This is a genomic window from Sphingosinicella sp. LHD-64 (assembly GCF_031157375.1).
Classification (GTDB): Bacteria; Pseudomonadota; Alphaproteobacteria; order Sphingomonadales; family Sphingomonadaceae; genus Allosphingosinicella.
Genome location: NZ_JAVIFV010000004.1, coordinates 737,096 through 759,906, shown reverse-complemented (window position 1 = coordinate 759,906; position 22,811 = coordinate 737,096). Strand labels below are relative to the sequence as shown.

26 protein-coding genes are annotated in these 22,811 nt (G+C 68.6%); 11 read left to right on the top strand and 15 right to left on the bottom strand.

The genetic code is table 11. From position 1 onward, the window contains the following. Positions 1 to 55: 55 nt before the first annotated feature. Together secG and tpiA are read right to left on the bottom strand one after the other, a co-directional pair. Positions 56 to 463 (bottom strand): preprotein translocase subunit SecG, encoded by a 408-nt coding sequence (secG, locus tag RCO27_RS17215; RefSeq protein ID WP_309003981.1) that lies wholly within the window; start codon positions 461 to 463, stop codon positions 56 to 58. Positions 464 to 602: 139 nt separating this feature from the next. Then, positions 603 to 1,352 carry a triose-phosphate isomerase gene (tpiA, locus tag RCO27_RS17210; RefSeq protein WP_309003929.1) on the bottom strand — a complete coding sequence of 250 codons (750 nt, stop codon included), beginning with the start codon at positions 1,350 to 1,352 and terminating at the stop codon, positions 603 to 605. Positions 1,353 to 1,479: 127 nt separating this feature from the next. On the opposite strand from tpiA, the gene RCO27_RS17205 reads away from it, so the two are divergent. The 4 genes from RCO27_RS17205 (at position 1,480) to RCO27_RS17190 (ending at position 5,218) form a co-directional block, all read left to right on the top strand. Beyond that, positions 1,480 to 3,435 carry a SurA N-terminal domain-containing protein gene (locus RCO27_RS17205; protein ID WP_309003928.1) on the top strand — a complete coding sequence of 652 codons (1,956 nt, stop codon included), beginning with the start codon at positions 1,480 to 1,482 and terminating at the stop codon, positions 3,433 to 3,435. Positions 3,436 to 3,458: 23 nt separating this feature from the next. Then, positions 3,459 to 4,037: an aminodeoxychorismate/anthranilate synthase component II gene (locus RCO27_RS17200; RefSeq protein ID WP_309003927.1), complete on the top strand. Its 579-nt coding sequence runs from the start codon at positions 3,459 to 3,461 to the stop codon at positions 4,035 to 4,037. Positions 4,038 to 4,094: 57 nt separating this feature from the next. Continuing rightward, positions 4,095 to 4,751 (top strand): transcriptional repressor LexA, encoded by a 657-nt coding sequence (gene lexA, locus RCO27_RS17195; protein WP_309003926.1) that lies wholly within the window; start codon positions 4,095 to 4,097, stop codon positions 4,749 to 4,751. 131 nt (positions 4,752 to 4,882) lie between these two features. Further along, positions 4,883 to 5,218 carry a VOC family protein gene (locus tag RCO27_RS17190; RefSeq protein ID WP_309003925.1) on the top strand — a complete coding sequence of 112 codons (336 nt, stop codon included), beginning with the start codon at positions 4,883 to 4,885 and terminating at the stop codon, positions 5,216 to 5,218. A 265-nt stretch (positions 5,219 to 5,483) separates the two neighbouring features. On the opposite strand, the gene RCO27_RS17185 is transcribed toward RCO27_RS17190, so the two are convergent. Together RCO27_RS17185 and RCO27_RS17180 are read right to left on the bottom strand one after the other, a co-directional pair. Further along, positions 5,484 to 5,765, bottom strand: a complete 282-nt coding sequence (locus RCO27_RS17185; RefSeq protein ID WP_309003924.1) for a hypothetical protein — start codon at positions 5,763 to 5,765, stop codon at positions 5,484 to 5,486. 219 nt (positions 5,766 to 5,984) lie between these two features. Next, on the bottom strand, positions 5,985 to 6,356 hold the full coding sequence (locus RCO27_RS17180) for a helix-turn-helix domain-containing protein (protein WP_309003923.1): 372 nt from the start codon (positions 6,354 to 6,356) through the stop codon (positions 5,985 to 5,987). Here RCO27_RS17180 and RCO27_RS17175 point away from each other — a divergent pair. Genes RCO27_RS17175 through RCO27_RS17165 form a run of 3 tightly spaced genes read left to right on the top strand, consistent with a single transcriptional unit; the run spans position 6,337 to position 7,883 of the window. Next, on the top strand, positions 6,337 to 6,753 hold the full coding sequence (locus RCO27_RS17175) for an NIPSNAP family protein (RefSeq protein WP_309003922.1): 417 nt from the start codon (positions 6,337 to 6,339) through the stop codon (positions 6,751 to 6,753). The two genes, RCO27_RS17180 and RCO27_RS17175, sit on opposite strands and share 20 nt — an antisense overlap. Positions 6,754 to 6,796: 43 nt before the next feature. After that, complete coding sequence (locus RCO27_RS17170) at positions 6,797 to 7,372, top strand: hypothetical protein (protein ID WP_309003921.1); 576 nt, start codon at positions 6,797 to 6,799, stop codon at positions 7,370 to 7,372. A gap of 16 nt (positions 7,373 to 7,388) precedes the next feature. Continuing rightward, on the top strand, positions 7,389 to 7,883 hold the full coding sequence (locus tag RCO27_RS17165) for a nuclear transport factor 2 family protein (RefSeq protein WP_309003920.1): 495 nt from the start codon (positions 7,389 to 7,391) through the stop codon (positions 7,881 to 7,883). A 10-nt stretch (positions 7,884 to 7,893) separates the two neighbouring features. On the opposite strand, the gene RCO27_RS17160 is transcribed toward RCO27_RS17165, so the two are convergent. The 4 genes from RCO27_RS17160 to RCO27_RS17145 all read right to left on the bottom strand — a co-directional run bounded on the left by RCO27_RS17160 (position 7,894) and on the right by RCO27_RS17145 (position 11,434). Further along, complete coding sequence (locus tag RCO27_RS17160; RefSeq protein WP_309003919.1) at positions 7,894 to 8,094, bottom strand: dodecin family protein; 201 nt, start codon at positions 8,092 to 8,094, stop codon at positions 7,894 to 7,896. 81 nt (positions 8,095 to 8,175) lie between these two features. Continuing rightward, positions 8,176 to 8,715 carry a GNAT family N-acetyltransferase gene (locus RCO27_RS17155; RefSeq protein WP_309003918.1) on the bottom strand — a complete coding sequence of 180 codons (540 nt, stop codon included), beginning with the start codon at positions 8,713 to 8,715 and terminating at the stop codon, positions 8,176 to 8,178. After that, positions 8,712 to 9,194 carry an N-acetyltransferase gene (locus RCO27_RS17150; protein WP_309003917.1) on the bottom strand — a complete coding sequence of 161 codons (483 nt, stop codon included), beginning with the start codon at positions 9,192 to 9,194 and terminating at the stop codon, positions 8,712 to 8,714. The genes RCO27_RS17155 and RCO27_RS17150 overlap by 4 nt, the downstream gene beginning before the upstream one ends. 104 nt (positions 9,195 to 9,298) lie before the next feature. Next, positions 9,299 to 11,434, bottom strand: coding sequence for a ComEC/Rec2 family competence protein (locus tag RCO27_RS17145; RefSeq protein ID WP_309003916.1), 2,136 nt, complete (start codon positions 11,432 to 11,434; stop codon positions 9,299 to 9,301). A 166-nt stretch (positions 11,435 to 11,600) separates the two neighbouring features. Here RCO27_RS17145 and gltX point away from each other — a divergent pair, with 166 nt between their 5' ends. Together gltX and RCO27_RS17135 are read left to right on the top strand one after the other, a co-directional pair. Beyond that, complete coding sequence (gene gltX / locus RCO27_RS17140) at positions 11,601 to 13,025, top strand: glutamate--tRNA ligase (RefSeq protein ID WP_309003980.1); 1,425 nt, start codon at positions 11,601 to 11,603, stop codon at positions 13,023 to 13,025. Continuing rightward, complete coding sequence (locus tag RCO27_RS17135; protein WP_309003915.1) at positions 13,015 to 14,298, top strand: citrate synthase; 1,284 nt, start codon at positions 13,015 to 13,017, stop codon at positions 14,296 to 14,298. Before gltX ends, RCO27_RS17135 begins: the two co-directional genes overlap by 11 nt. 98 nt (positions 14,299 to 14,396) lie before the next feature. Here RCO27_RS17135 and RCO27_RS17130 read toward each other — a convergent pair whose 3' ends face one another. From RCO27_RS17130 to RCO27_RS17120, 3 genes are read right to left on the bottom strand one after another with little or no spacing between them, the layout of a single operon-like run. After that, positions 14,397 to 14,690, bottom strand: coding sequence for a GIY-YIG nuclease family protein (locus RCO27_RS17130; protein WP_309003914.1), 294 nt, complete (start codon positions 14,688 to 14,690; stop codon positions 14,397 to 14,399). 55 nt (positions 14,691 to 14,745) lie between these two features. After that, the gene (locus tag RCO27_RS17125) at positions 14,746 to 16,116 is read right to left on the bottom strand and encodes a HAMP domain-containing sensor histidine kinase (protein ID WP_309003913.1); all 1,371 of its coding nucleotides are present in this window, start codon (positions 16,114 to 16,116) and stop codon (positions 14,746 to 14,748) included. Next, on the bottom strand, positions 16,113 to 17,204 hold the full coding sequence (locus tag RCO27_RS17120; RefSeq protein ID WP_309003912.1) for a DUF2336 domain-containing protein: 1,092 nt from the start codon (positions 17,202 to 17,204) through the stop codon (positions 16,113 to 16,115). The genes RCO27_RS17125 and RCO27_RS17120 overlap by 4 nt, the downstream gene beginning before the upstream one ends. A 233-nt stretch (positions 17,205 to 17,437) precedes the next feature. Between RCO27_RS17120 and RCO27_RS17115 the strand changes: the two genes are divergently transcribed. Both RCO27_RS17115 and RCO27_RS17110 read left to right on the top strand, forming a co-directional pair. After that, positions 17,438 to 18,145: a hypothetical protein gene (locus tag RCO27_RS17115; protein ID WP_309003911.1), complete on the top strand. Its 708-nt coding sequence runs from the start codon at positions 17,438 to 17,440 to the stop codon at positions 18,143 to 18,145. Positions 18,146 to 18,277: 132 nt separating this feature from the next. Beyond that, on the top strand, positions 18,278 to 18,862 hold the full coding sequence (locus tag RCO27_RS17110) for a hypothetical protein (protein ID WP_309003910.1): 585 nt from the start codon (positions 18,278 to 18,280) through the stop codon (positions 18,860 to 18,862). Positions 18,863 to 18,994: 132 nt separating this feature from the next. On the opposite strand, the gene RCO27_RS17105 is transcribed toward RCO27_RS17110, so the two are convergent. The 4 genes from RCO27_RS17105 to RCO27_RS17090 all read right to left on the bottom strand — a co-directional run bounded on the left by RCO27_RS17105 (position 18,995) and on the right by RCO27_RS17090 (position 22,585). After that, a complete protein-coding gene (locus RCO27_RS17105) occupies positions 18,995 to 19,504 on the bottom strand; it encodes a hypothetical protein (protein WP_309003909.1) in 510 nt (169 codons plus the stop codon). A 254-nt stretch (positions 19,505 to 19,758) separates the two neighbouring features. Then, a complete protein-coding gene (locus RCO27_RS17100; protein ID WP_309003908.1) occupies positions 19,759 to 20,196 on the bottom strand; it encodes a hypothetical protein in 438 nt (145 codons plus the stop codon). A 50-nt stretch (positions 20,197 to 20,246) separates the two neighbouring features. Further along, a complete protein-coding gene (locus RCO27_RS17095) occupies positions 20,247 to 20,564 on the bottom strand; it encodes a hypothetical protein (RefSeq protein ID WP_309003907.1) in 318 nt (105 codons plus the stop codon). A 476-nt stretch (positions 20,565 to 21,040) separates the two neighbouring features. Further along, positions 21,041 to 22,585 (bottom strand): glycosyl hydrolase family 28-related protein, encoded by a 1,545-nt coding sequence (locus RCO27_RS17090; RefSeq protein ID WP_309003906.1) that lies wholly within the window; start codon positions 22,583 to 22,585, stop codon positions 21,041 to 21,043. Between the last annotated feature and the right edge of the window lie 226 nt (positions 22,586 to 22,811).

Here is a 22,811-nt window from a genome sequence, read left to right as displayed (position 1 = left end):
AGTTTATCCTGAGTGCCTGCCTTGCAGGCAGTCGAAGGGCCGGGATGACGCAGGGCTACTGCGCGAGCGGGACCCCGCCGGCCTGGTTGGCTTCAGGCGCCGCCGTGGCAGGTGCCGGCACCGTGCCGGCCTTGGGCACGGCGCCGGGCAGCGCGAACGGATCGGGCGCCTGCCCGGCCGGGGCGGTCGGCGCGGCGGGGGCCTGGCGCGCCAGGTTCGGATCGATCGTGCGCGGGCCGCCGCGATTGGCGGCGAGCGCGGCGATGACGATCGAGAGCACGACGAAGATGGTCGCGAGGATCGAGGTCGTCCGGGTCAGGAAGTCGGCCGCGCCGCGCGCCGTCATCAGGCCGGAGGGGCTGCCGCCGCCCGCCAGCCCGCCGCCTTCGGAGCGCTGCATCAGGATCACGGTGATCATCCCGATCGCGACGAGCGTCTGGATGATGAGCAGGAAGGTGAACAGGCCGGCCATTTCGAGTTCTTTCGCTTTCGCTGAATTCGTCATGCCAGCGAAGGCTGGCATCCATGCTGACTCCGTATGGACCCCAGCCTTCGCCGGGGTGACGGATTGCAGGGCGACTTAGGCGATCGCTTGCGCGTTCTCAAGCCTTTGCCGCCGCCGCGATGATCGGGACGAAGGCGTCGGCGGTGAGGCTGGCGCCGCCGACCAGGCCGCCGTCGACGTCCGGACAGGCGAACAGCTCGGCGGCATTGTCCGCCTTGACCGATCCGCCGTAGAGGATGCGGATGCGGTCGCCCTTGTCGCCGAACCGCCCGACCAAAGCGGCGCGGATCGCGGCGTGCATCTCGGTGACGTCCGCCGGAGTCGCGACGTTGCCGGTGCCGATCGCCCAGACCGGCTCGTAGGCGACGACCAGCTCGCCACCCTCCCATCCGTCGGGCAGCGAGCCGGCGAGCATCGCGGTCACCACCTCGACATGCGATCCGACCTTGCGCTGCGCCTCGGTCTCGCCGACGCAGACGATGGCGATCAGGCCGGCGGCCAGCGCCGCCTCGGCCTTGGCGCAGACCTGGGCGTCGGTCTCGTGATTGTCGGCCCGGCGCTCGCTGTGGCCGACGATGACGGCGCGCGCGCCCGCTTCCTTGATCATGGCAACCGAGACGCAGCCGGTATGGGCGCCGCTCTCCCGGGCATGGCAGTCCTGCGCGCCGATCATCAGCCCGCCCGAGCGGGTCACGGCGGGCGCGATCAGGGTGAAGGGCGGGCAGATGCCGACATCGACGCCGCCCGCTTCCTTCGCCGCTTCGGCGATCGGCCCGAGCTCGGCGAGCTGGGCAAGGCTGCCGTTCATCTTCCAGTTGCCGACGACGAGCTTGCGGCGGAGGTGCATCTTTCAGGGTCCCTTGCAGGCGCGATCAGGCCGCCGGGTCCGGCGGGCATGAACCTGATCACGGTTGCGGGCCGGTTAGCGCGCTTCTATGACCCGCGCAAACGTCACGTCAGGATATTCCAAGCTCATGCTCGCTTTTGCCCGCAAAAAGGCCTCCAAGTGGATCGCCATCGCCCTGCTCGGCCTCGTTCTCGTGGCGATGGTCGTCACCGGCTTCGGCACCGACGGCATGGGGGGGCTCGGCGGCCTCGGCGGTGGCGGTCAGAGTGGCGAGCGGCTCGCGCGGGTCGATGGGCGGTCCGTCACCGAGCCCGAGCTCAACGACCTCATCAACCGCCAGTTCAACCAGGCCCGCCAGCAGCAGCCGACGCTCACCATGGCGGCCTTCCTCGAAATGGGCGCGTTCGAGGGCCTCTTGAACCAGCTCGTCACCGGCGCCGCGATCCAGGGCTTCGGCGAGGGCCAGGGCCTCACCGTCTCGCAGCGCATGGTCGACCGCGAGATCGTCAACATCCCCGCCTTCCGCAACTTCACCGGCCAGTTCGACGAGAACACCTTCCGCCAGGCGCTCCAGTCGCAGAACATCACCGAGGCGGCGCTCCGCCAGGACATCTCCCGTGCGCTGATGCAGCGCCAGCTGCTCGGGCCGATCGCGCTCGGCGCCCGCGCGCCGGACGGCGTGGCGCGCGAATATGCCAACCTGCTGCTCGAGCGGCGGCGCGGCACGATCGGCGTCGTTCCCGCGGAGCTGCTCGCCCAGGGGATCAACCCGACCGACGCCCAGATCGCCGCCTTCTACACCCGCAACCGCAGCCGTTTCGCGCTGCCCGAGCGGCGCGTCGTCCGCTATGCGATGATCGGGCGCGAGCGGATCGCCGCGCAGGCGCGCGCGACCGATGCCGAGATCGCCGCCTATTATCGCGAGAACCAGGCGCAGTTCGGCCCGAGCCAGACCCGCTCGCTCCAGCAAGTCGTGCTGCCCGACCAGAATGCCGCCAACGCGTTCGTCCAGCGGGTGCGCGGCGGCGCCAGCTTCGCCGATGCCGCTGCCCAGGCGGGCTTCTCGGCCCAGGACATCACCTTCCCGAGCCAGAGCCAGCAGCAGTTCACCGAGGCCTCGTCCGCCGATGTCGCGCGCCAGGCCTTCGCGGCGGCGCAGGATGCCCTCGTCGGCCCGGTCCGCACCGAGCTCGGCTTCCATGTCGTGCGCGTCGTCGCGATCGAGAATTCACCGGCCCGGCCGCTCCAGAACGTCCGGGCCGAGATCGCGCAGGCGATCGAGCAGCGCAAGACGGCCGACCTCATGAGCGCGCTGGTCACCCGCGTCGAGGACGGCCTTGCCGAGCGCAGCTCGATGGAGGAGGTCGCCCGCGCCAACGGCCTCCAGCTCGTCACCACCCCGCCGATCACCGCCGCCGGCCAGGTGATCGGCCAGACCTGGGTGCTCCCGCCCGAGCTGCAGCCGCTGCTGCGCGCCGCGTTCGAGATCGACCCCGAGGATCCCGAGCCGGTGGTCGAGACGGTGACCCCGAACGAGCGTTTCGCCCTGGTCGGCGTCGACCGGGTCATCCCGTCGGCCGCGCCGCCGCTCGTCCAGATCCGCGACCAGGTCCGCGCCGCGGTGATGCAGGAGCTGGCGCTGGCCCGCGCGCGCCAGGTCGCCCAGGGCATCGTCGACCAGATCAACCGCGGCACCGCGCCGGCCCAGGCCTTCTCGGCCGCGCAGCCCCGTATTCCCGCGCCACAGTCGGTCGACATGCGCCGCCTCGAGATCAGCCGCGGCGGCCAGCAGGTGCCGCCGCCGCTGCTCGCGCTCTTCACCCTGCCGCAGGGCCGCGCCCGGATCGTGCCGGCGCCGAACGGGGCGGGCTGGTTCATCGTCCACCATGCCGAGCGCACCGCGGGCGACGCCAGCGAGCAGCCGCAGCTCATCGCCACCACCCGCAACGAATTCTCCAGTTCGGCGGCGGAGGAGATGGCCCAGCAATTCGCCCGCGCGGTCGAGGCCCGCACCCAGGTCGAGCGCAACCAGGACGCCATCCAGCGGATGCGGGCCCGCCTCGCCGGCAACGCGCTGCAATAGGGCCGGCCCGGAGGGCGCGCGAGGTGATCCTCGTCGTCGACAATTACGACAGCTTCACCTGGAACCTGGTCCGGTATCTGAAGGAGATCGGCGCCGAGGTGCGCGTCGCGCGGAACGATGCGCTCGGCGCGGACGAGGCGCTGGCGAGCGGCGCCGATGCGGTCCTGATCTCGCCGGGCCCGGGGACCCCGGATCAGGCCGGCGTGTCGCTGGCGCTGGTCGCGGCCTGCGCGGCGGCGCGGCGGCCGCTGCTCGGGGTATGCCTCGGCCACCAGGCGATCGGGCAGCATTTCGGCGGACGGATCGAGCGCGCCGCCCGGATCATGCACGGCAAGGTCTCGGCCATCGCCCATGACGGCAGCGGCCTCTTCGCCGATCTCCCCTCCCCGTTCGAGGCCACCCGCTATCATTCGCTGACGCTGGCGCCGGAGAGCATGCCCGACAGCCTCATCGCCACCGCGCGGGCCGAGGACGGCACCGTGCAGGGCCTGCGCCATCGCGACCTCCCGATCCATGGCGTCCAGTTCCATCCCGAGAGCATCGCGAGCCAGCATGGACACAAGCTGTTGCGCAACTTCCTGGACATCGTCGCAACCGCTTGACAGCGTCCGTAACGTTCCTTACACGTTCCGTATACGTTCCATCGGGAAGGAACCGGAATGCTCACCCGCAAGCAACATGAGCTGCTCCTCTACATCCAAGCCAGGCTCCAGGAGAGCGGCGTCTCACCCTCCTTCGAGGAAATGAAGGAGGCGCTCGATCTCAAGTCGAAGAGCGGCGTCCATCGCCTGATCTCGGCGCTGGAGGAGCGCGGCTTCATCCGCCGGCTGGCCAACCGGGCGCGTGCGCTCGAGGTGCTCAAGATGCCCGACGCGAAGGGCGCGCCGGCGGCCGCAGGGTCGAACGTCACCATGATGCCCCCCCGCGCCGCCAATGACGTGATCGATCTGCCGCTCCACGGCCGGATCGCGGCCGGCACGCCGATCGAGGCGCTGCAGGGCACCGACACGCTCCCTGTTCCCGCCGCCTTGCTCGGCCCGGGCGAGCATTATGCGCTGGAGGTGGCGGGCGACTCGATGGTCGACGAAGGCATTCTCGACGGCGACTATGCCCTGATCCATCGCCAGGACACGGCCCGCGAAGGCGATATCGTCGTCGCCCTTGTCAACGACGAGGAAGCGACGCTCAAGACCTATCGGCGCGAGGGCCAGATGATCCGCCTCGATCCGGCCAACCGCCTCTACGATCCACAGCGCTACCGCGAGGATCAGGTGCAGATCCAGGGCCGGCTGGCGGGGCTGCTCAGGCGGTATTGACCGATCGACCAACGGCTTTCGGGGCGACGGTGCAGCAGCATCGGCCCGTCGCGCGATGGTGGATTTGCAGGCGTGGGCCATCCTGTTCCGGGCATGGCCATGGTGCCCGCGGGGACTTGAAGGGCCTTTCGATGGCGCGTTTGAACTATGTCGAGCTGGCTGTCGCCGACACCGAAGCGGTGAGGGCATTCTATGAACGCGTGTTCGATTGGTCGCTGACCACGTTCGGGCCGACCTATGCGGCGACGACCAGCGGCGATACCGACATCGGGCTTCAGGGCGACGCCGCAGAGGCGACGCAGGCGCCCCTGCCGGTGATCGAGGTCGACGATCTCGACGCTGCGCTCGACGCCGTCTGGCAGGCCGGGGGCACGATCGTGCGGCCGACCTTCGCCTTTCCGGGCGGCCGCCGCTTCCAGTTCCGCGACCCCGCCGGCAACGAACTCGCCTGCGTGAAGACAGACTAAAACACGATCAGCTTCACCTGAACACACTTCGTCATTGCGACCCCGGCGCAGGCCGGGGGAAGCAATCCAGTGCGGCCTTGGAGTCAGGCTGGATTGCTTTCGTCGCGGCCGCGAAGCGGCAGTTTACCCTGAGCGACGCCGCAGGCGGCGTCGAAGGGCTCCTCGCAATGACGATGCAACTTAAACTTATCACGCTCTAGAATTGAGAAGGCATAGACGGCACAGAAGGGCGCCCGCGGCGGAAAAGCCGCGGGCTCTCCTCCTGTCACTGCCGCGGAATCTCGATTCCGATCCGGGCCCATTGGGCGCGGGTCTTGCAGATCGGGCGCGTCAGTATCGTGCCGGTGCGCGGCCGCTCGATACAATAGCGGCGACGATCGCTCGCTGCGTCGCCCGCCGCATCCAGTCTCGCATCGCGCGCCGCTTCGGTTCCAGGAGCGGGCGCCGGGCCATGCGCCGGCTCGCCGGGATGGGCGGCCGCCATGGTCGTGGCGAGCAGGACGGCGAGCGCGGCGCCAACGGCGCGAACGGCGAAATGGGTCGTCATAGAATCCTCCAACGAAGTTGCACCGGCCCACCGGTGCAACTGTATCGCTGCATTAATCATGCCATACACCGGACCCAGAGAGGAAAGCTGCGTGTCAAGACACGAGCCGCACCCGTCGCCGCAGCGCGCGCGTCACCAACTCTTCGCAAATGCCGCCACATCGGGCGGTCCGGCTTCGCGAGCTGCCGATCCCGGTTTTCGCGCGATCGGCGACCGCGGCTACCCGCTGGCGCGGGCCCTCAGCCAGGTCAGATGCCCCCTGCCCCAGGCGCGGACCGCGTGCATCAGGGGGAGCACGGATTCGCCGTGCGGGGAAATCTCATATTCCACGTGCGACGGCGCCAGCGAATGGACGGTCCGAACGATCAGCCCTTCCTGCTCGAGGTTGCGCAGCGTCTCGGCCAGCACCTTGTGCGAGACATCGGGCATCAGCCGACGTAGCTCGTTGAACCGGCGCGTGCCGGTGTCGAGGAAATAGAGGCAGATCAGCGCCCATTTCCCCCCGATCGCGTTCAGCGCCGCGGTCATCGGGCAGTCGGTCATCGGCGTCGGCGCCTCGTCGCGCGCCCCGATGCTGTACAGACTGACCATGCTATCCTCCCGGTTACCGGAAAGTGCGTCCTTGCGCCCGTTGCGGATTCCCCGCCACCATCGCTTCGACGAGGGCCCGAAAATGATCGTCGAAATGCGCACCTATCGGACGAAGCCAGGCATGCGGACACGGTTCCTGGAGGTCTTCCGGGCAAAATCGATCCCCGAACATGCCCGTCTCGGCATGCCGATCCTGGGCCCGTTCCTGTCGGTGGACGATCCGGACGCCTTCGTCTTCATGCGCGGCTTTCGCGACGCGGCGACGCGCGCGGCGCTGGCGGCCAGCTTCTACGAAAGCCGGCTGTGGAAGGACGAGCTGGAGGCCGTGCTGATGCCGATGCTGGAAAGCTATGACGTCGTCGCCGTCGACGATCCGGGCGGCCGGATGCGCTGGTGATCCGGACCGCCGATTGCCTACGCGAAGCAGGAGCCTCGAGCCGATGGTCAGATACCGACGTCTTTCCTTCACTCTCGCCATCGCCTGCCCTGCCGCCGCTGCTCTCGCGCAGCCGGCAGTGCCCGCGGCGGCGCAGGCGCCGGCCGAACGCGACGGCCAGCGCGATTTCGATTTCGAGACGGGCACCTGGACCACTCAGGTCCGCGTGCGGCGCAATCCCCTCTCCGGCGCGCCGGCGGACTGGGCCGAATACCGAGGCACCAGCCTCGTGCGGCCGATCGCCGGCGGGCGGGCGAACATCGTGGAGCTGTCGGTCGAAGGGCCGGCCGGGCGGATCGAGGGCGTCTCGCTCCGGCTCTACAATCCGCAGAGCCGCCAGTGGAGCCTCAACTATGCGAGCTACCGCAACGGCCTTTTGACGGCGCCGGTCTTCGGCGGATTCGACGGCCGCGGCCGGGGCGTCTTCTACGGCCAGGACATGCTGGAGGGGCGTGCGATCCTGGTCCGCTTCGTCATCACCCAGGTCTCGCCGAACGAGGCGCGCTTCGAGCAGGCCTATTCGGCCGACGGCGGCGCCAGCTGGGAAATGAACTGGATCGCCACCGACACGAGGCGATGAGGAGAGGAGAGCATCCATGCACGAAGAAGACGAGGCGTCCGGCCTGACCCGCCGGAGCCTGCTGGCGATGGCGCCGGCGCTGGCCGTCGCGATGACCGGAACGGCCGCCGCCGCGACCGGGTCTGGCGCGGCGATGCCGGCCGATCTCGCTTTGGCCTGGGACGCGCTCAACCGGGCGACCGTCCGCAACGACACGGCCACGATCCGCGACCTCGTCACCGAGGACTATATGCTCGTGAACTCCGACACCAGCATGCAGGACAAGAACTCGTACCTCGCCGATTTCGAGGTGCCGGGCTTCCGGGTTGATCCTTACGAGATCGATCAGCCGATGCACCGGGTGTGGGCCGATGCGGCGCTGACCGGCGGGCTCTTCAACCTGAGCTGGGTCCAGGACGGCAGCGCCCGCCAGAGCCGCCGGCTGCGCATCGCCCATGTCTGGACGAAACAGGACGGCCGCTGGCGGCTGGCCTACACCCAGCTCACCCGCGTGCCGTCCGCCGCGGACTGATCCGCCGTGCCTATTTGACCATGAAGGTGATTGCGAGCGTCACCCGCCATTCGGCGGCGGCGCCGTCCCGCACCACGACCTTGGTGTCCTTGACCCAGGCGCCCTCGATATTGTCGAGCGTCTCGGCGGCCTTGGCGATGCCTTCGCGGACAGCGGCGTCGAAGCCTTCGGCGGATCCGGAAATGATTTCGATGGTCTTGGCGACGGCCATGAGAACGCTCCTTTCGGGTCAACCCCCACGGCACGCGGCTTAGCCCATGGCCGGAACGGATGCCAGCCGCCGAAACGCGCGTCAGGCGTCCTTGCGCATCCGGACCAGCGGCACGCAAACGCCGTCGACGGGCTCCGCGCGGACCTCCTCGACCGGAACATAGCCGCAGGCCCGGTAGAGCGGCACGCCGGCCAGCGTCGCCATCAGCTCGAAGCGCCGGAAGCCCGCCGCGGCCGCCTCGCGCTCGCAGACCTCGAGGATCAGCCGGCCGACGCCGCGCCGCGTGAAATCCGGATCGGTGTACATGGCCCGGATGCGGGCGGCATCGACCGCGGGGTCGAGCAGACCGGCGTCGCGCAGCTTCGTGCTGTGATCGCCGCCGTAAAGGGTGCGGCGCCGGCTCCAGCCGCCGCAGCCGGCGAGTTCGCCGCCCGCCGCCTCGGCCAGCCAGTAGGTGCCGTCGGCGACCAGCTGGGTGTCGAGGCCCATGACCGAGTGGCTGGCCGCGATCTCCTGCGGCGTCAGGAACCCGCGCTGGAGCTCCGCGATCGCGCGCGCCATCAGCGCCCGGAGCGCCGGTAGATCGGCCTCGATCGCGGGGCGAAGCGCGAATCCGGTCACAGCCGCCGGAACATGACCAGCGCATCGACCTCGCCCAGCCGCGGATGGGCGAAGGCGCCGGGCAGCCGACCGACGATGGCGAAGCCGCAGCTTTCCCAGAGCCGCACCGCCCGATCGTTGCTGGAGGCGACGAAATTGAACTGCATGGCGCGAAACCCGCGCGCGCGCGCCTGCTTCAGCGAATCGAGGCACATCGCGCGGGCGACGCCGCGCCCCGCCGCCTCGGGCGCGGTGGCATAGCCGCCATTGGCGACATGCGCGCCGGGCCCGGCCTGGTTGGCGCGGATGTAATAGGTGCCGAGGACGCGCCCTTCCTCCTCGGCCACGAAGGTCGCCCGGTCCGGCGCGCACCAATGGGCGATCGCATCCGCCTCTATCATGTCCGTCGGCAGGGCGAACACCTCGCCGCCGCGAATCGCCGGCTCCAGGATCGTCCAGACCACGGGCGCGTCGGCAGGCTCAAAGGGACGGATCAGCATCTGGCCGTCATTGCGAGGAGCGAAGCGACGAAGCAATCCAGAAGACGTGGAGCGCGGATGGATGTGGATTTTCCCCCGGCCTGCGCCGGGGTGGCAATCGCGACTTACGGCGCCGTCGCCCAGGGATGACGGCCGACCTGCCCAGCCACAGTCGCCACCCGCGGCTCGGGCCCGAGGCTGATGGCAAGGCCGCCGGTGCGGCGCAAGAAGGCACGGTCGGCGCGCAGCCAGCGCGGCTGGCAGGCGCGCGGCAGGAGGCGGTCGGAGACGACGATGTCGGCCTCGGCGCAGGCCCGGATCATCGCGTCCCAGCGCACGAAATGGCGCGTGCGGGTCGCGAGCAGGCGCCAGCGGCGCCCATCCCGGTCGAGATGGGCGACGCACAGGTCCGCGCTGCAGGCCGCGGCCGGCAGGCGGTCGAGATCGAGGAAATCGGGCTCGGCGCCGGACAGTTCGGCCAGCGTATCGCGAACATAGTCGCCGGCGCGCGGGCGCAACAGCGCAAGCCGCCCCGCGACGTCGCGCACGACGAGATGACGGCCGTCGCCGGTGACGAGCAGGTCCGGCGCCGGCGTCGCCAGTGCCCAGATGGCGCCCGCCGCGACCGGCGCCAGCCCCCACCGGCGCCAGCGCGTGCGCCACAGGCAGATCCACAGCCCGCCTGCGACCAGCAGCGCGAAGGCGCCGCGCGGCATCGCCGGCAGCAGCGCGACGGCCCCCGGTGCATCGGCGGTCGCGTGGGCCAACCAGAGCAGGAAGGACAATGCCTGACCCGTCAGCCACCAGAACGGCGCGCCGAGACCGACCGTGTCGAACAGCAACGCCAGCGCCTCGAGCGGCATGATGACGAAGGTGGTGAGCGGAATGGCGACGACGTTCGCCGCCGCGCCGTAGAGCCCGGCCTTGTGGAAATGGAACAAGGCGATCGGCGTCAGCGCGATCTCGACGGCGAGGCCGGTGAGGACCAGCCCGAACAGGAAGCGGCCGATCCGCGCGACGGCGCCCTCGTCGCGGCGCGACAGCCAGTGCTGGATGCGCGGATTCTCGTGCAGGGCGACGATCGCGGTGATCGCGGCGAAGCTGAGCTGGAAGCTCGGCCCGACCAGCGATTCGGGCCAGAGCAGCAGCACGACGAGCGCGCCCACCGCCACCAGCCGCAGCGTCAGCGCCTCGCGGCCGAGCGCAATGCCGGCGAGCACCAGCAAGGCGGCGATGCAGGCGCGCACCGTCGGTACCTCGGCGCCGGTGAGCAACGTATAGGCGACCCCGGCCAGCGCCCCCGTCGCCGCGGCGACGAGGACGAGCCGGACGCGCAGCGCCAGCGTCGGGCTCAGTGCGAGCAGCTTCAGCGTCAGCAGCATCACCGCGCCCACCGCGGCGGTGAGATGCAGCCCGCTCACCGACAGCAGATGCGCAAGGCCCGATCGCCGCATCGCCTCGGCGTCGGCTTCGGAGATGCCGAACTGGTCGCCGGTGGCGAGCGCGGCCGCGATCCCCCCTTCCCCGCCGCCGAGCTGCCCGCGGACATGGGCGGCGAGCCGCTGCCGCCAGTCGGCGATGGTGGCGCGCCAGCTCTGGCCGGACGGCGCCGCGACCACGGTCACATCGAGCGCACGCCCGGTGCCGCCGATCCCCTGGAACCAGGCGGCCCGCGCGAAATCATAGGCGCCGGGCACCGCCATCGGCGCCGGCGGCATCAGCCAGGCGCGCACCCGGACGGTGGCGCCGGGCGCGAGACCCGCCGGCGCGTCGGCTTCGGGCAACGTGACGCGCAGCCGCCGCGGCATGGCGGGATCCTGCGGTGCGACGAGCAGGCGGAGCGTACGCTCGGCAGCCAGCGGCCGCACGGCGTCGATCGAGGCGGTGAGTTCAACCAGCCCCTCGCGCTCGAGCCTTGGCCCCGCTGCCCGCTCGCTCTTCCACCAGATGAGCCCGATGCCGATCGCCGCCGCCAGGCTGAACAAGGCAAGTGCCCGCCCCCAGCGCGTCCCGCCGGCCGTCGCCGCGAAGCCCAGCGCCAGCGCGCCCGCCCCGGCCGCGAAGGCCATCCAGCCGAACCGGTCGGGCAGCCAGAACCAGGCGGCGATCCCCGCCATCAGCCCGACGGGCAGCCACAGCGGCAGCTGATCGCGCTCCGCCTCGGCAAGATGCTCGACCCGCCTGCCCAAAGCCGTCATCCCGGACGTGATCCGGGACCCAAGAACGTCGGCCTCGACCAGATCGGCGATATCAGTGTTCATGGGTTCCCGCCTTCGCGGGAATGACGGAAAGGCGAAGGAAGCGCACCCGGACATGTCTGGGTAGGGCCGCCCCTTCCGCGCGGTCTGCTCCCTATGCTAGGGGCCCCTCCTTCCCCGGTCGCCATGCGGCCCATCCTTGGAGAATGCGCGCGTGAGCGCAAGCCCGATGCCCAGCAACGTCGTCACCCGCTTCGCACCCTCGCCCACCGGCTACCTGCACATCGGCGGCGCGCGCACCGCCCTGTTCAACTGGCTCTACGCCCGCCATTTCGGCGGCAGGTTCCTGCTCCGGATCGAGGACACTGACAAGGCGCGCTCCACCCAGGCGGCGATCGACGCGATCCTCGACGGCATGAAATGGCTCGGCGTCGATTGGGATGGCGAGGTCTGGTACCAATCCCGCTTCGCCGATCGACACGCCGAAGTGGCGCACCAGATGCTGGCGACGGGCGCGGCCTATCGCTGCTGGATGACCGCCGAGGAGCTGGCGGAGCAGCGCGCCACTGCGCAGGCCGAGCGCCGCCCCTTCCGGATCGTCAGTCCGTGGCGCGACCGCGACGACGGCCCGGCGGACCAGCCGCACGTGCTGCGTCTGCGGGCCCCGCAGGAGGGCGCGACGACGATCGACGATCAGGTCCAGGGGCCGGTCACCGTCCAGAATGCCGAGCTCGACGATTTCATCCTGCTCCGCTCGGACGGCACGCCGACCTACATGCTCGCGGTGGTGGTCGACGATCACGACATGGGCGTGACCCACATCATCCGCGGCGACGACCATCTCAACAACGCCTTCCGCCAATTGGGCATCATCCGCGCGATGGGCTGGACCGAGCCGGTCTACGCGCATGTGCCGCTGATCCACGGCGCGGACGGCGCCAAGCTCTCCAAGCGGCACGGCGCGCTCGGTGTCGAGACCTATCGCGACGAGCTCGGCATGCTGCCCGAGGCGGTGTTCAACTATCTGCTCCGGCTCGGCTGGGGCCATGGCGACGACGAGATCATCTCGCGCGAGGACGCCACGGCCTGGTTCGATCTGCCGCAGATCGGGCGCTCCCCGTCGCGTTTCGACATGAAGAAGCTGGAGAATCTCAACGGCCATTATCTGCGCGCCGCCGAGCCGCGCCGGCTTGCCACCCTGATCGATCGCAAGATCGAGGGCCGGCTGAAGCGCGGACTCGACTTCGCCGACATCGACCTGCTTGCCGCCGCGATGCCGCACCTGACGCCGCGGGCCAAGGATCTCAACGAGTTGGCCGACGGTGCTCTGTTCCTGTTCAAGGTGCGACCGCTGGACATGGACGAAAAGGCCGCCGTCCTGCTAGAAGGCTCCGCGCGGGATCTGCTCACCCTCGTGCACGGCAAATTGTCGGCCCTCGCCGACTGGACCGCCGAGGCGACAGAGCAGGCGGTACGGGAGGTTGCTGAGGCCGAAGGCGTCAAGCTCGGACAGGTGGCGCAGCCGCTGCGCGCCGCGCTGACCGGACGGGCCATGTCGCCGGGGATTTTCGACGTATTGGCGTTGCTCGGGCGCGACGAGAGCCTCGGGCGGATCGCCGACCAGATGGGGAAGGACCAAGACCATGGCGGATAAAGCCAGCCTGACGATCGGCGACAAGAATTTCGACTATCCGGTGATGTCGGGCTCGGTCGGACCCGACGTGATCGACATCCGCAAGCTCTACGGCCAGACGGACGTCTTCACCTACGATCCCGGCTTCACCTCCACCGCCTCCTGCCAGTCCCAGATCACCTATATCGACGGCGACGCCGGCATCCTTCTCCACCGCGGCTATCCGATCGACCAGCTCGCCGAGCAGTCGAACTTCATGGAGGTGTCCTATCTCCTGCTGAACGGCGAGCTGCCGGGCAGCGACGAGCTCGAGCAGTTCACCCGCACGATCACCCGCCACACCATGCTGCACGAGCAGCTCGCGACCTTCTACCGTGGCTTCCGCCGCGACGCCCATCCGATGGCGATCATGTGCGGCGTGGTCGGTGCCCTCTCCGCCTTCTACCACGATTCGACCGACATCACCGATCCCAGGCAGCGGATGATCGCCAGCCACCGGCTGATCGCCAAGATGCCGACGATCGCCGCGATGGCCTACAAATATTCGGTCGGCCAGCCCTTCCTCTACCCGCAGAACGACCTCAGCTACACCGGCAACTTCCTCAGGATGACCTTCGGCGTCCCGGCCGAGCCCTATGAGGTCAACCCGATCATCGAGAAGGCGATGGACCGGATCTTCATCCTCCACGCCGATCACGAGCAGAACGCCTCGACCTCCACGGTGCGCCTCGCCGGCTCCTCGGGCGCCAATCCCTTCGCCTGTATCGCCGCGGGCATCGCCTGCCTCTGGGGCCCGGCCCATGGCGGCGCCAACGAGGCGGCATTGAACATGCTGCGCGAGATCGGCCGGCCGGAGCGGATTCCGGAATATATCGCCCGCGCCAAGGACAAGGACGATCCGTTCCGCCTGATGGGTTTCGGCCATCGCGTCTACAAGAATTTCGATCCGCGCGCGAAGGTGATGCAGCAGACCGCGACCGAGGTGCTCGACGATCTCGGCATTTCCGATCCGGTGCTCGACACCGCCCGCGAGCTTGCCGAGATCGCGCTCAAGGACGACTATTTCATCGAGAAGAAGCTCTACCCGAACGTCGATTTCTATTCGGGCGTGATCCTCTCCGCGATCGGCTTCCCGACGACGATGTTCACCGCCCTCTTCGCTCTCGCACGCACCGTCGGCTGGGTCGCCCAGTGGAACGAGATGATCGCCGATCCCGAGCAGAAGATCGGCCGCCCGCGCCAGCTCTACACCGGCCCGACGCAGCGCGACTACGTGCCGGTGGGGAAGCGGTAAGGCACGTCCTTATCGTCATGCCAGCGAAGGCTGGCATCTCAGGCCGGAAAGGCTCGGCCCTTTTCCCTGAACCCGTCTTCATTGCGGTGACGTTATTGTCACGCACCGATCAAATCCGGGTATAAATCCCGCCAAGTCGGATTCTGCTCCTGAATAAGGCGCAGTTTCCAAAGCCGCTGCCAGGCCTTGATCGCCTTTTCGCGTGCGATGGCGTCCTCGATCCTGTCATGCATCTCGGCATAGACGAGGCGAATGACGTTGTACCGGCGACAGAAAGCGGACCCTTCCCCGTTCCTGTGCTGACTGACCCGCTGCGCCAAATCCGCCGTCACGCCGACGTACAGCACGCCGTGCGGCTTGTTCGTCATGATGTAGACCCAGCCCCCGCTCATGTGGCGACGTTAGCGACTTCTGGTCCCGAGATGCCAGCCTGCGCTGGCATGACGGTTAGGCGCGCGGCAACGTCAGCGTGAATCTCGCGCCCTGCCCCGGCGCGCTGTCCACGCCGAGGTCGCCACCCATCGCCCGCGCCAATCGGCGAGCGATGTAGAGGCCGAGGCCGGTGCCGCCGGGCTCCGACGGGTCGACCCGCTCGAACTTGCCGAAGATGCGCTCCTGATCGTCCGGCGCGATCCCCTTGCCCTGGTCGGCGACGATGACGAGGGCGAGGTCGCCCTCCTCCTCGACGCGTATCCAGACCTGCCCGCCCTCCGGCGTGTAGCGCACGGCGTTCGAGATCAGGTTGACGAGGATCTGGAGCGTGCGGGTGAAATCGCCGGTGGCCTTGAGCGCCTCGTCCTCGGCCGGCGCACCGATCCGCACATTCTGATCGGCAGCACGCACGGCGAGCAGGCCGGCGGCGCGGCGTGCGAGGTCGGCGAGGTCGATCTCCTCGGCCTCGGGCACGAAGTCCGCCCGTTCGATCGCCTGCAGGTCGACGAGATCGTTGACCAGGGCCAGCAGGTGGCGGCCTGCGGTCGCGATGTCGCTGGCATAGCCGGCATAGTCGCTGCGCAGCGGCCCCTCGTCGCGCGCGCGCAGGCGCTCGGCATTGTCGACGATCTCGGTCAGGGGCGCACGCAGCGCCTGATCGAGCCGCTCGCCGAACGCCGAGCCCTCGTGGGGCACCGCCGTCGCGGCCGGCGCCGGCGCCGCATCCTCGGCGCGCAGGCTGACTGCGGCACCGCGGAAGCCGGCGAACCGGCCCATGCCGTCGATCAGCGGCACGCCGGACAGGCGATAACGCCCCTTGCGGCCGGCGCGCAGCTCGGCGACCTGGCCGTCGAAGCGTCCGTGCTCGGCGAGCGCGGCGAGGATCGGGAGCGAGCCGTCCGCGCTTTCCCGAAAACGGAACAGGCGGGTGAGCTGCCTGCCGGTCAGCTCGCCCGCCGGCCGCCCGATCGCGGCGGCCGCGGCGGCCGAGAGCGCGGTCAGGCGCAGCGTGTCGTCGGTCTCCCAGGTCCAGTCGGCAGCGGCCCGAACGAAATCGGCCTCGCGCTCCGGCGGCGCGGTGGATTCGGCGGCCGGGCGCGCCGCCCATCCCGTGATCGAAAGCGCGACCTCGTCCCCTTCGGGGGCGGCGCGCACCCACAGGTCGATGTCCTGGTCGCCGTCGGCCGCGATCGCCGCGCGCGAAACGGTGATGCCGAGACGCCGCGCCAGCCGGGCGAGCGCCGCGATCTGCGGCACGGAGAGCGGCCCGCCCTCGCGTCCGCCGGCGCGTTCGTTGAGCGCCGCCAGCGGCGGATCGGCGGCGACCAGCCGACCGTCCGCATCGATGCGGCCGGTGACCGGACGCTCGTCGGTCAGGATGCTCATGCCGCCTCGCCGAGGTGCGTGCGCGTCGAGATGCGGGCGACGCTGGCGCGATAGGCCGGGTGGGCCTGCCAGAGCCGCAGCACCTCCTGCGCCGACGCACGATCGACCGTGTCGTAGAGCTCGAGCTGCGTCGCCACGGCCTCGCCCTCCGCGCCGGAGAGGAGCGGCCCGCGCGCGCCCAATGCCAGCAGCACCGCGCCGGCCTCGTCGCGTTCCAGCCCGGCGGCGCGCAGCAGCAGCGCCGGCCCGCGCCCGCGCGGATCGGAAAGCACCTCCCAGGCGGCCGCCATATCGAGCGCCGCGAGCGTCGCGACGCCGGCGAGGAAGAAGGGCAGCAGGCCGTCGCCGATGATCCGCGCCAGCGCCGCGCCGTCGAGCCGCCCGGCATGGTGAAGGCGGCGGGCGAGCTGGCGGGCGGCGGATTCGAGGCTCTCGCCCTCGTCATAGCCGGCGATCAGCGCGCTCGCCGCTTCCTCGATCGCCGCATCGACGCCGGTCGCGTGATGATGCTGGACGACATATTGGCGCAGCGCCGCCGCGACCATCCAGACCAGTTTGTGCTGCAGCTCCGCCGGCAGCTCGACCTGGCCCAGCACCGGCTCCTGGAAGCGGTCGAAGCGCCGGCTGCGCGCGATCACCAGCGCCATCGCCTCCGAGGCGATATGCTCGTCCGCGTCGCGCACCAGCTCGAACAGATAGTCGTCGCGCCCGGCCGGCGCCCCCGCCTTCCAGAAGCGATGCTCCTCGGCGCGGCGGACCAGGACGGTGGTGAGATCGGCATCGCGCAACACCTGCGCGCGCTCGAGGATCGGGAGCGCGATCGGGACATGGGCCGAGCTCAGCGCGGCATGGAGCGCCTCGTTGGCCGCGAAGCGTCCGGCGAGGCGCGTGCGCAAATCGTCCTCGATCGAGGCGACGAGCCGGGTCAGGAGCGAGGCCGCCGTCAGCCGCTGCCATTCGGTGAGGCGCGCCCGATCGGGCAGCAGCAGGTCGGTCGCCGCCACGGCAAAGCGCTCGCGCGCCGCGGCCAGCAGCAGGCGCGCGGCGTCACCCTGTCTCACCTGCCTCGTCGCTTCCGGCCCGGCCATCGCCGGGGCTTAGCGCGAACAGGGTTGCGCTGTCGTTAAGGCAACCCGCCAGGCGCCCGAAATCGCCGCGCCGGACTGCGAAGCGCCCCGTTTTGGGTCAGCGACACGCGCAAGTCTTGCCGCCGAGGTCGCTGCGGATGCGCTACCGCCCCGCCCTTCGCTCCTGTAAGGAGCTGCGCGTGGCGGCGGCCCCATGCGTTCGATCCGCCGCCGGTCGTCTCGCGGAGGCAGTCATGCGCGGCGTGGATTTCAGCTCGTGGCAGAGCATCCTGGCGACCCTGATCGGCCTCGCGCTGGTCGCGCTGATCGGCGTCGGCATCCGCCTCGTCGTGATGATGACGATCCAGCAGCGCCGCGAGCGGATGAACCGCCAGATCAACGAGCGCCTGCGCACCCTCATCGCCGCCTACAAGGTCCTCGGCGGCTCGTTCACCGGCACCCTCACCGTCGATCCCACCCATTTGCGCGACCTGCGCCGCGGCGACGCGACCGAGACGGCCGAGGCGGAAGACCCGGCTCCCGGGTCGGACCGTCCGCGGCGCATCCGCGACGCCGTCGAGGCCGCGCTCTCCGACATCATCCTGCTCGGCACCGAAGAGCATGTCCGCCTCGCCGAACGGGCCGCGCGCGAGCTGGTCGCCGGCCGTCCGGTCCACACCCACGCGCTCGTCGTCGCGCTGCGCAGCTTCATCCGCGCGGCGCTCGACCTCGATCCGATTCCCGCCGATCTCGACATCCCGATGCAGGGCCCGACCCGCCCGGCGGGCGCCGGCGGCGGCCGCGGCAAGGCCGAGCGCGGCGGCGGCGACGCCCGGCAAGACGGCGGCGGGCGCGGCGGCGGAGGAACGGGCGCGGGCATGGGCGGCATGGGCATGGGGCTCGGCCTCGGCACGGCGGCCGCAGCCGGTGACGATCCGCCTACACCCGGTCTGCAGCCTTAGAGTCCGCAGCCCCCGGACCCTCGGGCGCATCGACTCGGTCATTTGGCGGGACCATTCATTCTCGCCTTTCATTTGCTGACGAGACAGGCATTCTGCCGATCGTCCGGAACCGAAGTCGGGGAGTACAGGGGCATGCCGAGGGGGAACGAGATGCGGCCCGACTGGGGCGTGGACCCGGACGTCGACGAGGATTTCCCCGATGACGAGACGATCGAGCGCGAGCTGCGGGATTACCGGCGAGAATCGACCAGGCGCAACATTCGATCGCTCGTGGTCGGGGTGATCGGGACATCTCTCCTCGCCTGGTTCTTCCTCTCGATGCACTTCCAGCGGATGGAACTGGTGCGGCTGGTCCGGTCCGGCGGCGGCGAAGTCCGATACATGGCGGGCGATACGTCCTGCAAGAACACGCCGCGGCGCGGGTGGCGCGGGACGATCGGATCGGCGGCGGTGGGAACGCAGGTCGATGTCGTTGCACGGGAGAGGGGATGGGCGCTGATCGACCTCTACGGCAATCCCTGCTGGGTCCCGGAATGGTCGCTGGGCCCGACCCGCCCGGACCTGCCGGCAATCTACCGATGCGGCCGGGAGTGTCACGCCCGAGCGCCGGAGGGATGGGACGAAGAGCAGGAAAGGCTCGCCTGCACGCGCAATGTCCTGAGCCGCCTGGGCTGCTCTCTGGACAGCCTCGTCAGGCGCACCGGCGCCGCGGGCTGATCCCCCCGTTTTACGGTCCGGGCACCACAACGCCGCCTGCCTGCAGCGCGATCAATTTTAGGCTGTATCGTCATTGCAAGGAGCGAAGCGACGAAGCAATGACGAGGTGCTTCAGGCCAAGCTGATCATGCCCTAGATGCAGTTCTGCCTCAGGTCGGCGACGACATCGTCTGCGCCGATCGTATGGAAGGCCGCGACGAATCGTGCCCCGCCGCTCGGCGCGGCCAGCTCGACCTCGAAGCGCCGTGAGCCGGCGAGCGAAGAGATGAAATCGGAGGACGCCGGATCGTCGGGATCGGTCAGGGCGATCGTCCCTTCGCTGACGACGATCCGCCGCACGACAGGCTGGCCCTGATCGAGGCGCACGCGGACCGCGCGCAGCGGCTCGCCCGATCCGGACGGTCCCAACCGATCCGTGAACAGGACGGCGCGGATCCGCTCGTTGGGCCTGCAGGTCATGCTGAGCTCGCTATCGCCGTCGATCGATGGCAGGCGAAAGTCGTAAGTGACCTCGTTCCTGGCATGGTCGCTGGCAATGCGGTCCTGCCAGCCGGCCGGTCCCGAGAGGAGAAAAACGTAGATCACGACCGAGCCGATGATGCCGAGGCAGGCAAAGCCGACGATCAAGGATACCCGTTCCATCGCGACGCGCCTATCATGGTTACGCCGCCGAAAGAACAACGAGACGGCACCATGATCGCAATAATGGCGATCGAAGCACGTGGCCGCGGTCTCGAAGCAGCGGTTGAGAAGGATAAGGGCTGACACGGCGCCCTTTCGTCATCCCGAACTTGATCCGGGATCCAGCTACACTTTTCCAGTGTTGCGGATGCTTACCATATCAGCGTGACGAATGCCAAATAGACTAACCCATATGGATCACAATCCACCTCGCGTCAGCCACTCGTCTTGCGCCCTCCGGAGCGCGACGCTTTCTTTGACCCCCGCATCCCGGCCGTCATGCCTAGCTTGACCGTGGCCGCAACAGCAGCGGTCGTGGCCGCGGTGGCGATCAAAGCGTCCGCAAGGCCTTTGGCTTTGCGCCCGGCAAATGCCCGCTCGACGGCCCTCACCAGTTGCGGCGCCGCCCAGGTGATCTCCTGCCGCTTCAGCTTGAGGACGCGCACGACATCCCTGACGCCCTCATCGTTGCCGGCTTCCAGCAGGACGACGGTGCCGGGATGCGGCGCGTTCAGATGATGCTGAAGCCCGAAGCTGCGGCCCTCGCCGAGGTCGATCACCGCGGCGTCGAAATCGTCGAGCGAATCATGGTCCCGCGCGAATGTCACCCCCGCCCGCCGCGCAAGCTCGGCCGGCGCGAGCGTCAGCTGCAACGCCTCCATCTCCAGCCCCAGCGGCCATTCGTCGAGCGGAATCTGACGGGTCATCTAGGCCTCGGATGGGTGTTCTTCGTTACCACGATGGCGATCTTAGCATAATCATCGTCGATCCTCACCACGCCCGGATCGCCGGGCACCCAGCGGACCTGCCCGGGCGGACTTCCCTTATGCGGCGCGACATCGGTCCAGAATTCGATACCGATCCTATCCGGCGGCAGCGGGCCGTCATAGGCCTGCGGCTGCGGAATATCGCTGCCACGCGGGGGCTTACCCCACAGTTCCGAACTGGCCACGATCTTCGCCGCATCCTCATCGGTCTGCGACGTACTGCTGACGCGATGATAAGGTCCGTATTTCGGCAAGGCCCCTCCAGCACCATGGATTAGGTGAATCGGGCTCGCGAAGAAAGGGTTTATCTACAATGATTGTTGATCATCTTTGATTTACTGTCCTGTTACTTCAGCTTTGCTGCCATCTGGAGCTTCCCGGATCGAGCACACAGCCAAGGGATTCAAAACAGCAGCTGGGGAGATTAGGGACTGACCACCCCTCTTTGTCATCTCGGACTTGATCCGGGAATGCGCGGCGAGTGGAGCAACGGGAATTGGGTGCACCATCATCGCAAACCCTGGCATCGCAATCCCGTAGAGCCGCCAGCCGACCGGGCGCCGATTGGGCGTGAGCAGCCCGACCTTCTCATAGATATGTAGCGCCCTGATCGAGGTCCTCGCCGGAACCCAGCCTGTGTGCGGCGATCAGAGGGGCGTCGCCGGACAAGGAGGACGCCCATAATATGCGGAGGAGATCACCCGCGATGCGGACGACCTCCTCCTCCTTTTCAAGCGGCCGCAATCAGGCCATGCGCCCGAAGTGCGGCAAGAATCGCGTTGATCTTAGGCACTTCGTCGCCACCCTTCGCGTCGGTGATCGGCGGTTGCTGCGAGGAAACGACCTGAACCGAGTCGACCTTGAGCGTCCCTGACAAATAGGCGTCGCGGAAACTCTGGCCGGCAAAGCCGAGATCGACTTTGGCATCGGTCAGCGGCCAGAACGACTGGCCGTCCGCCGCGAACACGAGCTTGGTAATCGTTCCATCAGGCGCGCGCGCGGCGAAAATCTGCCCGAGCCCGTTGGCCATGGCATCGAAGTTGACATAGCCGCCGCCGGACGAGATCCGGCACTGTTCCGGCACGTTGATCCCACCTACGCTCAGTAGCGCGTCGCCATATACTGAACCGCCGAAAATCGACCCGTAGTTGATCAACTGATCGCCCCGCAACGATGTGCGGCCGCCAACATTCAGTTCTCCATAGAGTAGCCCAATCACGACGACATTCTTGTTGTTCCAATCGTAGGACGGGCCGTCGGCATGCTGCGTGAAGCAATTGGCCACGAACGAGAAATCGGCGTCCTCCAAGAAAATGTCTCGCTTGCCAGGCGCCAGCGAGTCGCCGTGACGCAGGATCGCCTTGAAGCTGTTCGCCACTGACGCGTAGCCGCCATTGCCGGCAGCGTGGATGAGGTGCCCCGCGTAGGGACCGGAATCCTGATCCCAGAAGCTGAGATTCTCGATCGTCCACCCCCGAGCGTTTGCGAACTTAATACCACCGCCCCGGCATTTCTCGAAATTGATGTGGCGAAACGTATTGTTCACCAACCAGCTGTCGGAAGCTGCGCTGGCGATATCAAAGAAGGGCGCGGCATAGGCCTGATGGACGCGCAGATTCTCGAAAATATTCTCGTTGAAACTGGGGCCTTTCACCGGATCGGTGCGGATATGGACTCCGGAAACGGTGGAGCCGGGGTGCAGATACCAGTCACCACCGTGGAACCGGCTGTCATAGACTTCGCCATGGGGGGCGTGGATGACATGCTTGGCCGGATTGGATTGTGCGATATCGACATGATCCATCTCGAACAGGGTGCAGCCCTTGCGTCCCACCGAGATGATGTGGCCGCCGGTACCCGCATTGGTCAGTGCGAGTCGCCGGAACGCCGAGGCGCGCTGGATCTGAGTGGCGCCGATCTCGACGACCGATGCATTTGCAGTCGTCTGGCGAATGATTGACCCTGCACCTTCGCCTTCGATGACGAGGCTCATCGGATGAGGCGCGTCGAGTATGATCGGGCTGGCAATGGCGTAGGTCTTGCGCCCGATCCTGAGCGTGCCCCCGCCCTGACTCTGCAATGCGCTCAGCGCGTCTGTGAATGCGCCGCTATCGTCGGCCATCCCGTCTCCGACAGCGCCAAAGTCATCGACGTGCACGACATCCCTCAGCTTACCCTGCACCGTGCGTGCCGTCGCTCCCGCGCCATCGGCAATATGCTCGACGAGCGTCGAGCCATTGTCGGCGGCAAGCTGGGTATCCGTAACGTAAGCCATGTCGTCCTCCGCACTTGGGTTTCAGAGGCGACCGGATCGCAGATGAAATCCTACATTAATCCAACAAAATGATCCGTCTGACTCTGCGCTCCTCGGCAGTCGGCCCCTGAATCCGGGCAAGCGCAGGCACGTTTCGCGCGGCTGGGCCCGCAACACCCTCCCCGCTTGCCCCCTTCCCGCTCTTCCCCTATATGCGCGCCCGTACAGCGGGCGGTTGCACTCGCGG